The following is a 14388-nucleotide window of genomic DNA, read 5'->3' as shown; positions in this document are numbered from 1 at the left end:
CCGATACATTTCCACGTATTGTTACCCATGCCACACGCATGGGGTTGACTTAGAGCGCACACAATTTGTCTAAAAATGTGCTTGCAATCACGGTATAGTGCATTCATGTCCAACACGTCCCCGCAGAATTTCGATATCGCAGCGTGGCGCACCGCCGCGTCCGAATCCTTCGGCCAGCTCAATGTGTCCGCGCCGAACCCAGGGCAGTTTTGGGCAACCCTCGCGAGCGCTGCGGTGAGCGAGGTCTCCCTGTTCGACATGCATACCTCAGCACATACTGTCACCCGCCCAGGAGAGCTCATTGCGCGTGACGACGCCCCATTTTGCAAGCTCAGCCTGCAGCTTTCGGGCACCTCAACCATGACGCAAGACGGCCGCACCTGTGAATTGCACGCAGGTGACCTAGCACTCTATGTCACCGACCGACCATACACGCTGGACTACCCAGTCGAGCAGCACACGCTCGTCGTGCACTTCCCGGAAAGTTTCCTGCATCTTTCACCCGCACAGATCCGGCAGATCACCGCCAGCCCTATCTCCCGTGAACATGGTCTCGGAAAGGTAGCGGTCCCACTGTTTGAACAGCTGGCCTACAACCTCGATGTCCTTGAGGGACCGCACGCTTCGGCGCTCGTTCATTCCGCGCTCAATCTGCTTGTGGCCGTGCTCTCCTCGGAACTAGCGGCACAAGATTCTTCACCGGCGAACCTTCTTTTCAACCAGGCCACCGCCTACATCGACAAGCACCTGGCTGATCCCGATCTTTCGCCGAGCACCATCGCACAGGCACTTTTCGTCTCGGTGCGTCATCTGCACTCGCATTTCGCAGCGCACGATCTTTCCGTGGGTACTTATATTCGAACTCGACGCCTCGACCGGATCCGCGGCGAGCTGGGCGATCCCCTCCACTCCAAGGATTCCATCGGCACCATCAGCGCGCGCTATGGCCTGCACGATCCTTCGCATTTTTCGCGGATCTTTAAGGCCGAATACAAAGAATCCCCGAGCGCATACCGCTCGAGGACCCTCAGTACTGCCTAGAAGCAGGCGTTAACCGCGCAGCTTCTCGATGACCTCTCGCGCAGTAGAGATGCCTGTCTCGATGGCACCATCGACAACGACACCGCGCCAGCCGGAGGCCCAATCCGCGCCTGCAAAATGCAGTGCCGAGCTCGGCTCGCGGAAGTGGTGCCAACCGTTGGTGAACTGACCCTGGCGCAGAGTTGCCCAGGCCTGGCCCGAGTAGTCATCCGCCACCCAGTCGTGGCCTGTCACCCCGACAACTTCGAGGTCGGGACGCCACTGATCGATCGCCTTCTGCGCATCCTCAACGCTGTTGAGGTCGATCTTGTTGTGATCGGCGCCGAAAGCCACACAGATGGTCGTATCGTCATCCTCGAAGTACTCGGAGCGCAGGACAGACACCACGTTCGGCTGCGGAGCGTAGCCGAAGATATTGTGGTGCCCCTTGATCTTGATCCACGCCTTGAATCCGGTGGAGTTCCACTTCTTCTCAATGACTTCCTGCGAGCCCGCGGGCAAAGCAGGGGAGAAGTCGATGTGGCACAGCGCTCCGACGGGGACGGTGACGATGGCGGCGTCGGCAGTCTCGGTGGTGCCATCCGCATAGGTGACGGTGACGGAATCCGCATGGTGCTCGATCTTGGTGACCTGAGTATTCAGGCGGATCTCCCCGGAAAGGTCCTTGGCGATGTTGTTGTAGATTCCGCGCATGCCGTTGACCAACTTGTAGCGCAGGGTCTGCTCATCGACTAGCGACAAGCGATGATCGCACAACGCTGCCCACTGCTTGGCCATGAGCGAGGAGCCGGTTTCCGGGTAGCCGATATAGCCCGCGGACCAGTACGCGTTGCACAGGTCCTTTTCTTCTTGGGTGAAGTCGCCGTCCTCGAGCGGATCCATGACGCTGGCGGCATCAGCCGCATAGAAGGCGTCTTTGAGTTCATCGGAGGCGCCATAGTCCTCGTCGAGGACGAGGAGCGGCTTGTGCGGCTCCGGGAAGAATTCACGGGAGCCTTCGAAGATCTTCTCCATGGGTCGCGCAAGTTTCGCATCCATCTCGGCTTCAGTGCCGGACTTCAACTCGCCATCGGCAATCCAGTAGGCCGTATCTACGATCGGAGAGGCCACGACGTCTTGCTTGTAGCGTGTGATCTCCGACCAGATATGTGGCTGGTGCCAGTGGACCCATGTGGCCCCCAACTCGAGCGGACGGCCGAGGCGATCATCGGTCCACGCGCGGCCGCCGATGCGGTCGCGGGCCTCTACGATGCGGTAGTCGATTCCGGCAACCTGCAGCTCGCGTGCCGCAGTGAGGCCGGCGAACCCGGCCCCGACGATAATGACGTGCTTGTTAGACATGAAGTTTCCTTTGCTTTTAATGTTGGTCGAGGTTGTCATGGAGGCTGGCGTAGACCTGCGGTTTCTTGCGCTTGAGGAATTCACCCCAGATAAGGCCCAATACGCCGGAGCCGAGGATTATTCCTGGCATCACCCACACCAGTGCGGCGGAGCCTGTATCGCCGATCATGAGCGGGAAGTTCACCATCACGAGGATGAAGACCGCGGTCAGGCCGATGGTCGCGATGACCGGGGAAACAATGCGGGTGAAGATGCCGTAGTTCTCCCGGCCCTTGTTCAGCCAGACCATGATGGACAAGCTGGCGACACCTAGTAGGAACACCAGTCCAAAGGCGGCGGCGTTGGTAAGCCACGTGAACAAGGTGAGAATCGGGAACATCTCGCCGAGCTCGCTACCCGCGCCGACAATGGCAAAGCCGATGACGACGACTGCAGCGATCGCAGTCTGTGCAATGGAGCCCGCCACAGGGGCGCCGCTTGGCGACGCCTTGGCGAACAGCGCCGGCAGTACCCGGCTGCGTCCCAGGGAGAAGAAGTAGCGCGCGGCGGCATTATGGAAGGCGAGCAGTGCCGCGATGAGTGAGGTCACGAAGAGGACGTTGGCGATGTTGGCGGCGACGGAGGAGTATTCGCCCAACCACACGAACACCAGGTCCGGGCCCAGCTCGGTGGACTGATCGATGATCTTCGAAGGGCCAACTCCCTGCGCAAATGCCCACGCTGACGTGGCGTAAAAGAGCGCGATGATGCCGACCGCGATGTACGTCGCCTTCGGAACGGTGCGCTCCGGGTCGCGTGCTTCCTCGGAGTAGATGGCGCCTGACTCGAAGCCCATGAAGGCCGCGATGCCGAATGCCAAGAGGACGCCGATACCGTTGGTGAAGAACTGCTCGGGCTGTACGGTTTGCGTTGTCACGCCCTCCGGCGCGACGTTGAGTGAGAGGATAGAAACTCCTCCGACAACGACGAACTCCAGCGCTACGAGGACACCGAGCACCTTCGCTGAGAAGTCCACGTTGTTGACACCCATGGCGGCGACGAGCAGCCAACCCGCTGCAGCCGCAACCCACCAGGAGATATTCGTTCCGAACCAGCCGTTAATTAGATTGGCCAGCGAGAACCCAAAGATGCCATAGAGGCCGACCTGCATCATGTTGTAGGAGACCAGCGCTAGGATGGCTGCCGCGATGCCCTGGCGATTACCCAATCCCTCGGAGACGTACGCGTAAAACGCCCCGGAGTTCTGGATCTTCGAGCTCATCACTCCATACCCCACAGCAAAGAAGACCAGAATCAATCCGAGCACGAGGTAGCTCCATGGCACTCCGAGTAGTCCGGAGACTGCAAAGTTGGTCGGCACACCACCTGCCAGCACCGTAAGCGGGGCGGATGCGGCGATGATCATGAATACGAGTGAGGTGGTGCCAAGACGCCCGGCGCCCAGGCCGTCTTGTTGGGTCGAGGAAGCCTGGTGCCCAGGCTGTGTGCTTGGTTGAAGTTGCGCAACCATGACGGTCTCTCCTTCTGTAAGGGCTATGTCGACCCGCCAGATCCTCCGCAATCGAAGAGATCTCAACGGTGTTTGGATAGCTATTGTGTCTCAAGACACATAAGAATCATTGACCGTGCGCGCTCACGTTTTGACCATGAGTGCGGTCACATGGCAAAGGCTGCGAAACACACATACACAAAGAAAGCGCCACTCAAACTGCGCAAAAGCAGAGCGAGTGGCGCGTATGCGATGTTCTCAGCGCGCGAGAATAGCCTCCGCAGCTTTTTCTCCGATCATGATCGACGGCGCATTGGTGTTTCCGGTAGGAACCATCGGCATAATGGACGCATCGGCCACACGGAGACCCGCGAGTCCATATACCCGCAGTTCATGCGGATCAACCACCGCCATGGCGTCGACGCCCATTTTGCAGGTTCCGACCTGGTGGTGATAGGTGATTGCGGTATCACGGACGTACTGCTCAAGCTCGTCGTCGCCAACCTCAGAGCCCGGATACAGCTCCTCAGGACCCCACTCTTCAAGCGCCTGCTGTCGACCCACCTCGCGACATTCCTTGACCGATGCCACCAGCGCATCGACATCCGCCTGCACGCTTAGAGCGCCCAGGTCAATAGAGATCGGATCCGCATAGTTCGGCCCCGTGAGCTTCAACTCCCCGCGCGAAGCTGGACGCACAATGCCAGCCATGAGTGAGAAGCCCATTTCTGGCCCCTCCATATCCTCGTTGTACATCGGAACCGAAAAATACAGAGGCTGGGTGTCCGGCACCACCAATTCCGGACGTGACTTGGAAGAGACATGCACTTCGGCCGGAAGAACAGCCGGGGGTAGCCTTAGCACACAAAAGCAGCCGCCCCTCTATGAGGCGACTGCTTTCAGCGTTACTTTTATTCTCTTGGCTTAGGCGTTGGCGTAGGGATTGCGCACACCGATGTACTGCAGCGAGGTGTACTCCTCGATGCCCTCGGCGCCGCCCTCCCGGCCCATGCCGGACTGCTTGACGCCACCGAATGGGGCAGCGGCGTTAGAGATGACACCGGCATTAAAGCCCATGAGACCAAACTCTAGGCCATCGCCCACACGCCACATACGGTCGGAGTCTTCCGTGAACACATAGGAGGCCAGGCCATACTCGGTGTCGTTGGCCAGCTCGATGGCCTCGGCTTCATCGCTGAAGGTAAGGATCGGCGCAACCGGTCCGAAGATCTCCTCCTGCGCCACGCGTGATTCACGTGAAACATTGGTCAGGACGGTCGGCTCGTAGAAGTAGCCAGCACCCTCACCACGGCTTCCGCCGACGAGGACTTTGGCACCCTTGGCAACGGCGTCTTCGACGAGCGCGGCGACGTTGTCCTGAGCTTTCTTCTCAATGAGCGGCCCACAGGTAACGCCCTCATCCATACCGTTGCCCACCTTGAGCTCAGAGATCTTGGCGGCAAACTTCTGTGCGAACTCTTCGGCCACGGACTCGTGCACGATAAAGCGATTAGCTGCGGTGCAGGCCTCACCAATGTTGCGCATCTTCGCGCCCATCGCACCCGCTACAGCTTGATCCAGGTCTGCGTCCTTGAAGACGATGAACGGCGCGTTGCCGCCGAGCTCCATGGAGGTGCGCAGAACGTTGTCCGCAGCAGCCTTCAACAAAGTCTTACCCACCGGAGTAGAGCCAGTGAAAGACACCTTGCGGAGGCGCGAGTCAGCCATGACCGGCTCAGAAATGGCGGAAGCGGACTTGCCCGCCACGACGTTCAGAACGCCCTCCGGAAGACCCGCGTCAATCATGGTCTGCGCGAAGTACTGAGCGGTCAGTGGAGTCAGCTTCGCTGGCTTGAGCACCATGGTGCAGCCCGCAGCAACCGCCGGCGCAACCTTGCGGGTAGCCATGGCGAGTGGGAAGTTCCACGGGGTGATAAGCAGGCACGGGCCCACCGGCTTACGGCGGGTCACCATCTGAAGGGTGCCCTCCGGTGCGGGCAAGCTGCGGCCATAGTCACGCACGGCTTCCTCAGAGAACCAGCGCAGATACTCCGCACCGTAAGTGACCTCACCGTAGGCCTCAGCCAGAGGCTTGCCCATTTCCAAGGTCATCAACGCAGCGAATTCATCTTTGCGCTCGGTAACAAGCTCGAAGGCACGACGCAGAATGTTAGAACGCTCGCGCGGGGTTGTGCGCGCCCACTCGTCCTGGACGGCACAGGCGGCATCCAGCGCGGCCACGGCATCCTCCGAGTTAGCCGAAGCCAATGTGGCTAGTACCTCACCCGTGGCGGGATTCTCCACGTCGAAGGTCTCGCCTGACTCAGCATCGCGCCACTGTCCGTTAATCAGCAGGCCGGTCGGAACCTTGGCCAACAGTTGCTCAACATTGATAGTCATAAAAGTTGCTAACCTTTCTTCGAGAATTTATCCGCCAGCGTACGCGCCGCACCGGACAGCAGCTGGACATCAGCTCCTACCAGCGCAAACGACGCACCTGCGTCGAGATAACGCTGCGCCTGCTCCAGATTGAAAGCGTTGACGCCCACCGGCTTGCCCGCGGCACGGACCGCATCGAAAGTACGCTGCACTGCGTCCAGCACGTCTGGGTGGGTCTGCTGGCCCAGCAGCCCCATTGAGGCCGCCAGATCCGATGGACCGACAAATACTTGGTCAACACCATCGACGGCCGCGATCTCCGCCGCGTTCTCCACAGCGGTGAAGGACTCAATCTGCACGGTCAGGCTGACGGTCTCAGCCGCCTTCTGCAAATACCCCTCCACACCATTCCAGCGGGAAGAACGAGCCAACGCACTGCCGACGCCGCGCACACCGCGCGGTGGGTAATACATTGCCGCTACAGCCTTCTCGGCCTCGGCGACAGTATCGACCATCGGCACCATCAGATTCTGGGCACCAACATCTAGGTATTGCTTGATAAGTGCGGTGTCATTAACCGGAACACGCACCATGCGGGTTGGCCCATACGCATCCGTGGCCCGAAGCAATTCTGCGATGGTCTCCAAGCTATAAGGGGAGTGCTCGCCATCAATGAGCAGCCAATCGAAACCGGCGGAAGCAACAATTTCCGCCGCCACCTGGGAGCCGGAGCAAATCCAAGCGCCGATCAAGGGGGCGTCGTCAAGCGCGCGCGTGAAGGTTGGCGGAAGTTCTACTGGAATCGGCATGTGATTGCTCCCAACTTTCCATAATCGGCGTGGACGGTATCGCCCGGCTCCACCCACATCGGCTTGGTGAAGGAGCCGGCGAGGATGATGTCGCCCTTCTTTAAAGTGTCGCCGTGGGCATGCAGCCTGTTCGCCAGCCAGGCGACGCCCATTGCCGGATGGTTGAGCACCGCCGCGGCGACGCCGGTGTCTTCGATGGATTCATTGCGATAGAGGAGGGCGGAGACCCAACGGAGGTCAACGTCTTCGGGACGGACTGGGTTGCCGCCATAAACCATCGCACCGAGCGCCGCGTTGTCGGAGATGGTGTCCACGATGGTGCGGCCCTTCATCTCAATGCGGGAGGAGAGGATCTCCAAGGCTGGCACCACGTAATCGGTCGCGCGGAGCACGTCAAAGATGCTGCAGTTAGGCCCCGCCAGGTCCTCCTTGAGAACGAAGGCGAGCTCCACCTCGATGCGCACGTTCGAGAACTGCGCATGCTCGATAACGGAACCGTTCTCATAAACCTGATCCGCGAAAATTGCCCCGTAGTCCGGTTCAGTAATGCCGGTCGCCTCCTGCATTACCTTGGAAGTCAGGCCAATCTTGCGGCCAACGAGGCGCCGCCCACCGGCGATGCCGCGCTTTACCCATTCACCCTGGATGGCATAAGAATCCTCCACGCCCATGTCCGGGAAACGAGTGCTCAGCAGAGGAATCATCGTGCGGTCGCGCTCGGCCTGCGCCAGCTCATCCGCGATGGCTATATGTTGCTTGCTATCTAACATTGTCGAATTCCTTAGTTCGTTGTTTCACGTGAAACATGCAGAAAAGCTGGACCGCATTTCTGGGTTTTGATCAACCTTGAAATCACAGTCCAGCATCCATGAGAGCTTTAGAGCTGGTTGCCGAGCTTGAACTCGCCCTGCTTCCACTCCGGCATATCCTCGGAATCTTCCTTGCGGGTGTAGGAGAAGCCATCCGCGCCGATGGTCTGCTCCAGCTCGGACTCATCGGTGCGCTCGACCAGCGGAACCGGATTGCCATCGAGATCGAGGACGGTGGAGCCGTCGCGGTACCAAGAAGGAACAACCGGGGTACCCCACCAGTCGCGACGCTGATTGTCGTGGACGTCCCAGGTGACAACCGGGTTGTCTGGGTCGCCGGTGTAGTAATCCTGGGTGTAGATCTCCACGCGGTGACCATCCGGGTCGCGCAAGTAGAGGTAGTAGGCATTGGAAACACCGTGACGGCCTGGGCCGCGCTCGATAGCGTCAGACTCGCGGAGAGCGCCAAGCTTGTCACAGATGGCGATGATGTTGTGCTTCTCGTGGGTAGCGAACGCGATGTGGTGCATGCGCGGGCCGTCACCACCAGTCATTGCAGTATCGTGAACGGTCGGCTTACGGCGCATCCATGCGGCATAGACGGTGCCCTGCTCATCGCGAATATCCTCAGTGATGCGGAAGCCAAGATCCTCCATGTATTCCACGGCCTTCGGGACATCCGGGGTGATCTGATTGAAGTGATCCAAGCGAACCAACGCGCCCGGGATATGGGCGTCATAGCTCCACGCCAGACGCTCGCGGTGCTCTACCTCGTAGAAGAACTCGTATGGGAAGCCCAGCGGATCCTGCACACGCACAGAGTCGCCGATGCCCTTGACAAAGCCGTCTTTGTTGCGGCGAACTTCGCAGCCGCGGGCCTTGTAAAACTCCTCAGCACGGTCCAGATCTTCTGGGCTACGCACGCGGTAGGAGAAGGCCGCCACTGCCGGAACAGGGCCCTTGCGCAGCACCAGGTTGTGGTGGATGAACTCCTCGTAGGTGCGCAGGTAGATTGCGTTGTCATCTTCCTCGGTCACGACGAGGCCTAAGGTATCCACGTAGAACTTGCGGGAGGCCTCGAGGTCGGTGACGACGATCTCCATGTAGGCGCAGCGCAGAATGTCTGGTGCCTGAACGTTGGTCATGATGTGCTCCTTTTAAGAAATGAGAGAGATGGATTAGTCCTGCTTGCCGAAGACCGGGTTGTGAACCTTGTCGAGGTTGATGTGGACGGCCTGCTGGTCGGTGTAGAAGTCGATGGAACGGTAGCCACCCTCATGGCCCAGGCCGGAAGCCTTCACGCCGCCGAATGGGGTACGCAGGTCGCGGACGTTATTCGAGTTGAGCCAAACCATGCCAGCCTCGACGTTCTGTGCGAAGTTGTGCGCACGCTTAAGGTCGGAGGTCCACACGTAAGCAGCCAGGCCGTACTTGGTGTTGTTGGCCAGCTCGAGCGCTTCCTCGTCGGTGTCGAACGGGGTGATGGCAACGACCGGGCCGAAGATCTCTTCCTGGAAGATGCGGGCGGAAGGATCGACGTCCACGAAGACGGTTGGCTGCACAAAGTTGCCCTCTTCGAAGCCCTCTGGGCGCTCGCCGCCGGCTGCCAGCTTTGCTTCCTGCTTGCCGATCTCGATGTAGGAGGTGACCTTCTCGTAGTGCTCTGGGTGAACCAGGGCGCCAACCTCGGTCTTCGGGTCAGAAGGCAGGCCCACCTTCACACGCTTGGCGACGGCGGTGTAGCGCTCAACGAACTCATCGTAAATGTCGCGCTGAACCAGGATGCGGGAGCCGGCGGTGCAACGCTCGCCGTTCAGGGAGAAGACGCCGAAGATGCAGGCGTCGATAGCGGTGTCCAGGTCAGCGTCGGAGAAGACGATGGCTGGGGACTTGCCGCCGAGCTCCATCGACAGCCCCTTCAGGTGCGGTGCAGCGTTGCCGAAGATGATCTGGCCGGTACGGGACTCACCGGTAAAGGAGATGAGCGGGACGTCTGGGTGCTTGACCAGTGGGTCGCCCGCGTAGCCCTCTTCACCGAAGCCGTTGACTAGGTTGAATACGCCCTTCGGCAGGCCAGCTTCCTCGAAGATTCCAGCCCACAGCTGCGCAGACAGCGGGGTGAACTCAGCCGGCTTCAGAACAACGGAGTTGCCAGTTGCAATTGCCGGAGCGAGCTTCCAAGACTCGAGCATGAACGGAGTGTTCCACGGGGTGATAAGACCTGCGACGCCGATTGGCTTGCGGTTGACGTAGTTGATCTGGCGGCCTGGAACCTTGTAGGCGTCGTCAGCCTGCGCAACGATGAGGTCAGCGAAGAAGCGGAAGTTCTCCGCCGCGCGCTTTGCCTGGCCGTTAGCCTGGGTAATCGGCAGACCGGAGTCGAAGGACTCCCATGCAGCGAGCTTGTCAGCGCGGGTCTCAACAATGTCAGCAATCTTGTTGAGCACGCGTGCGCGCTCACGTGGCAGGGCCTTGGACCACTCGCCGCGCTCAAAGGCAGCCTTGGCGGCAGCAACCGCTTTGTCGATGTCAGCTGGCTTACCGGAAGCAGCCTTAATGTAGTTCTGGTTGGTTACCGGATCGAGTACGTCGAATTCGTCGCCATCAATAGAGGCAACGAACTCACCATCGATGTAGTGGAGGATCTTCTCTGGAAGGTCGGCTGGCTTGGCGGCGTCATTATTGATGCTCATTGCGGCATTCTCCTTAAACTGCGGTGTCTGTAATTTCTGCTTTTGCATTGCTGTCTGCCGGGCTTTCTGCCTGGCTATTTTTCTCGCGGTATCGGCGGGAAGTCTGCAAGCGATGTTCGCGCGCAACCTTTTCCACATAAGCTTCTTCCGCGCCGATCTCGATGAGAGCGAGCAGCTTTTCGTGTTCTGCCACCGATTCCAGGGCCCGCTCCGGTACGTAGCGGAAGGTGGAGACTCGGTGGTATTCAAGTTGGTCCCATTGCTCATAAACCAAGTTCACGAGCCTTTCGTTGGGGCACTTGGCGAAAAGCACACTATGAAATTCTTTGTTGAGCTTCGTGAACTCGTCTGGGTCGTGATGCACATCGAGTTCACGCATCTTCTGATTGATTGCTCGCGCCTTAGCAAAATCCTCAGCGGTGAGAAACGCTGCCGATTGGGCGGTGGCCCGTGCCTCCAGAGTGGCCACGATATCCATCGACTCGTAGTAGGCCTCGCGATTGTGCGTGGTTACCCTGGCACCAACATTGCGTTCGTAGGTGACTAGGCCCTCGGCTTCGAGTTGCCGGATGGCTTCGCGCACTGGAACGACGCTGACGTTGAGTTCTTCTGCAATTGTTGAGAGCACCAACCGATGCCCTGGCTCATACTCACGAGTGCGAATCTGGCGGCTTATCCAGTTATAGGCTTGCTGAGACTTACTCTCAGACGCGGATTGTTCAGATTTCTGGGTCTGATCCTTTGCTGAAGTCACTGACCACCACCATTCTTGAACTCAAGGTAAGCCTCTTTATTGGCCCCCGTTGGCGGGAACATTCCGTCGAGGCTGGCGCCTGCCTTTACTTGCTCAGCAACCCACTCGTCCTCATGCTCCTTGGCCAAAGCAGCGTCTGCTACCTCTTCGGCTAGGTCACGCGGAATGACGATGACACCGTCGTCATCACCAACGATGATGTCGCCCGGAACCACGGTGGCGTTTCCGCAAGAGACAGCGATGTCGCTATCCCACGGAACGTGCTTACGGCCGAGTACGCAAGGATGCGCACCCTGAGTGAAGACAGGGAGCCCGATTTCGCGAACCGCTTCATAGTCTCGAACGCCGCCGTCGGTCACCACACCGGCTGCGCCGCGGGTCTTAGCACGAAGCGCGAGGATGTCCCCCAAGGTGCCGGAACCCGGCTCCTGGCGAGCTTCGATGACGATGACTTCGCCTTCCTTGACGGTGTCGAAGACCTTCTTCTGCTCGTTTAGGCCACCGCCGTGGGACTTAAAGAGGTCCTCGCGTCCAGCTACGAAGCGCAGGGTGCGAGCCACGCCAACCATCTTGGTTCCCTTGGTCTGTGGGTAAACGCCTTCGATGACGCACTGATTGATGCCACGGCCTCGCAGCTGTGCGGAAAGACCGGCGGTCGGCGCTTCCTCCAGTTTCTTCTTCAGCTCTGCGGAGAGCTCAGAGGAGGGAAGTGGTGGCAGGCCTGCAGACTCGCGGTCACCGTATGCGTCCTCGCGCTGCTTGTCATCGACTTTCGGCAGGTTGCCCAGGGCTGGGTCGAAGTTAGCCGGGATTTCCACGACGGTGCTCTTCAAACGTCCAGAGGTGACACCGCCCGGCACGTCAACCTCGACCTCGACGACGTCGCCTGGCTCGATGACGGTGGAGCCGGCCGGCGTACCAGTCAAAATGATATCTCCAGGCTCCAGAGTCATGTGCTGAGAAAGATCTGCCACAAACTGGGCGAGTGGGAAGATGAGGTCCTCATCAGAGGAGGTGCCCTCCTGCACGACTTCGCCATTGACCCAAGTGCGCAGACGCAGGCCCTTGGGGTCGATCGTCTGGGCGTCGATAAGCTTCGGCCCAATCGGGGTGTAACCATCGCGGGACTTGGAGCGAGTGTTGGAGCCCTTGTCCTGCGCGCGGTAGTCGTAGATGCCCAGGTCATTGGAGGCAGTCACATATGCAACGTAATCCCAAGCCTCCGCGAGGGAGACGTTGCGGGCCGCCTTTCCGATGATGAGCGCAATCTCGCCCTCGAAAGCAAGCAGCTCAGTGCCCGCGGGGCGCTCGACGACGCCGCCGGACTCGGCAAGCGTGCTCGTCGCCTTGAGAAAGTAGCTCGGGGTCTTGGGCCAGCGGCCTCGTTGTGCGGCACGAGACTCAAAAGCCACATGCACAGCAATCATCTTGCCCGGTTTCTCAGGAAGAAATTGAGGTACAGCCATGAAAAATCCTTCTTTTCTCTCAAATGCTTGCCCAAATCGTATATTATCCCTACAATCACCGCAAGTGGTTTAATTCACAAAGCTTGGAACGTATATGGCAAGCCACATATTGAAAGGAAAAACATGTCGCACGCAACCGCCACCCCGACAATCACGACGAGCGAACGTCGCCGTGTTGTCGCTGCGACCACCATCGGTACCGCCATCGAGTGGTACGACTACTTCCTCTACGCCGCAGTTGCCGGCCTCGTATTTAACAAGCTCATGTTCGGCCCGCTGGAGGGTGGTCTCGCCACCATCATCTCCTTCCTGACCGTTGGCTTGTCATTCCTGTTCCGCCCGGTCGGCGCATTTCTGGCTGGACACTTCGCTGACCGCCTCGGCCGCCGCGTTGTCCTCATGGCTACCCTCTTTGCAATGGGTGGCGCCACCACACTCATCGGCGTGCTGCCCACCTACGACTCAGCGGGTGTTTGGGCCCCAATCCTGCTTATCTTCCTGCGCATCATCCAGGGTATTTCCGCTGGTGGCGAGTGGGGTTCCGCCGTGCTGATGGCTGTAGAGCACGCCCCAGTTAACAAGCGCGGCCTCTACGGCGCCGGCCCACAGGTCGGCGTCCCCGCAGGTCTGCTGCTTTCCTCCGGCGTGCTGTCCATCATGAATAGCATTGCGCCTGGCGACGCCTTCATGCAGTGGGGTTGGCGCGTACCGTTCCTGCTCTCCTTCGTTCTGGTCATCGTTGGCTACCTCATTCGCATGGGCGTCGAGGAGTCCCCAGTCTTCGAGGAGATCGCGGAGCGCCAGGAAGAAGAGTCTGCACACCCATTCACAGTGCTGTTCAAGAAATTCTTCCCGCTGGTTCTTACCGCAGCGCTTATCTTCGCTGGCAACGGAACCGTGGGTTACATGACCACCGGTGGCTACATCCAGAAGTACGCCTCTGACCCTGAAGGCCCAGTGGCACTGGCACGCGGTGACGTCCTCAACGCCGTTACACTTTCCGCATTCACTTGGGCAATCTTCACCCTGTTTGCCGGCTATATCTCCGACTTGATTGGCCGGCGCAACACCTACCTCATCGGCTTCGTCCTGCAGGCCATTGGTGCCGCCGCCCTCTTCCCGCTGGTCAACACCGGCGATCTGAAGATGCTGTACGTCGCCCTCATTTCCCTATCCTTGGGCCTTGGCCTTACCTACGGTGCACAGTCCGCTATGTACGCCGAACTCTTCCCAGCTTCCATCCGCGCAACCGGAGTTTCCATCACCTACGCTATCGGCTCGGTTCTGGGTGGCGCCTTCGCCCCGATGATTGCCGCCTCCCTGGTGGAAGCCACCGGCACGACCTTCGCCGTGTCCGGATACCTCGTCACCGCCTCCATCGTTGGTCTGGTATGCACGTTTATCCTGCGTGAACGCAAGGGTATTCCACTCGGCCCAGAGCACGAGACAGAGCAAGCCCGTGGCCACTTCATCTTCAACAAGTAGCCGCAACCGGTAGCCACCTAGCAGCCGCTCACAGACTTAGCCGCCAGTTTCTCCTACCCGGCAAGGTGGGAGAAACTGGCGGCATTTTTGCACCTCTCAAAGCGCACGAGCACAAACCCAGA

12 protein-coding genes are annotated in these 14388 nt (G+C 59.4%); 2 read left to right on the top strand and 10 right to left on the bottom strand.

Features of this window, described 5'->3' with window-relative positions; translation table 11 throughout:
- The first annotated feature begins 105 nt into the window (after positions 1-105).
- On the top strand, positions 106-1041 hold the full coding sequence (locus CHU71_RS00950) for a helix-turn-helix domain-containing protein (RefSeq protein ID WP_147759907.1): 936 nt from the start codon (positions 106-108) through the stop codon (positions 1039-1041).
- Positions 1042-1050: 9 nt separating this feature from the next.
- Here CHU71_RS00950 and CHU71_RS00945 read toward each other — a convergent pair whose 3' ends face one another.
- From CHU71_RS00945 to CHU71_RS00900, 10 genes are all read right to left on the bottom strand, one after another.
- Positions 1051-2382 (bottom strand): NAD(P)/FAD-dependent oxidoreductase, encoded by a 1332-nt coding sequence (locus tag CHU71_RS00945; RefSeq protein ID WP_086890507.1) that lies wholly within the window; start codon positions 2380-2382, stop codon positions 1051-1053.
- Between the two features lie 16 nt (positions 2383-2398).
- Positions 2399-3892: an APC family permease gene (locus CHU71_RS00940; protein ID WP_147759906.1), complete on the bottom strand. Its 1494-nt coding sequence runs from the start codon at positions 3890-3892 to the stop codon at positions 2399-2401.
- A 237-nt stretch (positions 3893-4129) separates the two neighbouring features.
- Positions 4130-4699, bottom strand: a complete 570-nt coding sequence (locus CHU71_RS00935; protein ID WP_304505060.1) for a GMC oxidoreductase — start codon at positions 4697-4699, stop codon at positions 4130-4132.
- Between the two features lie 96 nt (positions 4700-4795).
- Positions 4796-6271 carry an NAD-dependent succinate-semialdehyde dehydrogenase gene (locus CHU71_RS00930; protein ID WP_147759905.1) on the bottom strand — a complete coding sequence of 492 codons (1476 nt, stop codon included), beginning with the start codon at positions 6269-6271 and terminating at the stop codon, positions 4796-4798.
- A gap of 8 nt (positions 6272-6279) precedes the next feature.
- Positions 6280-7059 (bottom strand): HpcH/HpaI aldolase/citrate lyase family protein, encoded by a 780-nt coding sequence (locus tag CHU71_RS00925; protein WP_147759904.1) that lies wholly within the window; start codon positions 7057-7059, stop codon positions 6280-6282.
- Positions 7044-7829: a 2-oxo-hept-4-ene-1,7-dioate hydratase gene (hpaH, locus tag CHU71_RS00920; protein ID WP_147759903.1), complete on the bottom strand. Its 786-nt coding sequence runs from the start codon at positions 7827-7829 to the stop codon at positions 7044-7046. Before hpaH ends, CHU71_RS00925 begins: the two co-directional genes overlap by 16 nt.
- A 107-nt stretch (positions 7830-7936) precedes the next feature.
- Positions 7937-9013, bottom strand: a complete 1077-nt coding sequence (hpaD, locus tag CHU71_RS00915; RefSeq protein WP_147759902.1) for a 3,4-dihydroxyphenylacetate 2,3-dioxygenase — start codon at positions 9011-9013, stop codon at positions 7937-7939.
- A gap of 33 nt (positions 9014-9046) precedes the next feature.
- A complete protein-coding gene (gene hpaE, locus CHU71_RS00910; protein ID WP_110378768.1) occupies positions 9047-10561 on the bottom strand; it encodes a 5-carboxymethyl-2-hydroxymuconate semialdehyde dehydrogenase in 1515 nt (504 codons plus the stop codon).
- A gap of 13 nt (positions 10562-10574) precedes the next feature.
- Entirely contained in the window at positions 10575-11315 is a 741-nt protein-coding gene (locus CHU71_RS00905; RefSeq protein WP_147759901.1) for a GntR family transcriptional regulator, read from the bottom strand.
- A complete protein-coding gene (locus CHU71_RS00900; RefSeq protein WP_110301743.1) occupies positions 11312-12781 on the bottom strand; it encodes a fumarylacetoacetate hydrolase family protein in 1470 nt (489 codons plus the stop codon). Before CHU71_RS00900 ends, CHU71_RS00905 begins: the two co-directional genes overlap by 4 nt.
- Before the next feature lie 123 nt (positions 12782-12904).
- Between CHU71_RS00900 and CHU71_RS00895 the strand changes: the two genes are divergently transcribed.
- Positions 12905-14266, top strand: a complete 1362-nt coding sequence (locus CHU71_RS00895) for an MFS transporter (RefSeq protein ID WP_147759900.1) — start codon at positions 12905-12907, stop codon at positions 14264-14266.
- Positions 14267-14388: the final 122 nt, after the last annotated feature.

Source organism: Corynebacterium sp. LK14 (genome assembly GCF_008042215.1).
GTDB classification, from domain to species: Bacteria; Actinomycetota; Actinomycetes; order Mycobacteriales; family Mycobacteriaceae; genus Corynebacterium; species Corynebacterium striatum.
Note: the sequence above shows the minus strand (reverse complement) of the source record. Positions and strands in the feature narration are given on the sequence as shown.

Bases quoted from the DNA above. Each gene is read 5' to 3' on its own strand.
- CHU71_RS00900 (WP_110301743.1), bottom strand. From the start codon at position 12,781: ATGGCTGTACCTCAATTTCTTCCTGAGAAACCGGGCAAGATGATTGCT.
- hpaE (WP_110378768.1), bottom strand. From the start codon at position 10,561: ATGAGCATCAATAATGACGCCGCCAAGCCAGCCGACCTTCCAGAGAAG.
- CHU71_RS00925 (WP_147759904.1), bottom strand. From the start codon at position 7,059: ATGCCGATTCCAGTAGAACTTCCGCCAACCTTCACGCGCGCGCTTGAC.
- CHU71_RS00940 (WP_147759906.1), bottom strand. From the start codon at position 3,892: ATGGTTGCGCAACTTCAACCAAGCACACAGCCTGGGCACCAGGCTTCC.
- CHU71_RS00895 (WP_147759900.1), top strand. From the start codon at position 12,905: ATGTCGCACGCAACCGCCACCCCGACAATCACGACGAGCGAACGTCGC.
- CHU71_RS00945 (WP_086890507.1), bottom strand. From the start codon at position 2,382: ATGTCTAACAAGCACGTCATTATCGTCGGGGCCGGGTTCGCCGGCCTC.
- CHU71_RS00930 (WP_147759905.1), bottom strand. From the start codon at position 6,271: ATGACTATCAATGTTGAGCAACTGTTGGCCAAGGTTCCGACCGGCCTG.
- CHU71_RS00950 (WP_147759907.1), top strand. From the start codon at position 106: ATGTCCAACACGTCCCCGCAGAATTTCGATATCGCAGCGTGGCGCACC.
- hpaD (WP_147759902.1), bottom strand. From the start codon at position 9,013: ATGACCAACGTTCAGGCACCAGACATTCTGCGCTGCGCCTACATGGAG.
- hpaH (WP_147759903.1), bottom strand. From the start codon at position 7,829: ATGTTAGATAGCAAGCAACATATAGCCATCGCGGATGAGCTGGCGCAG.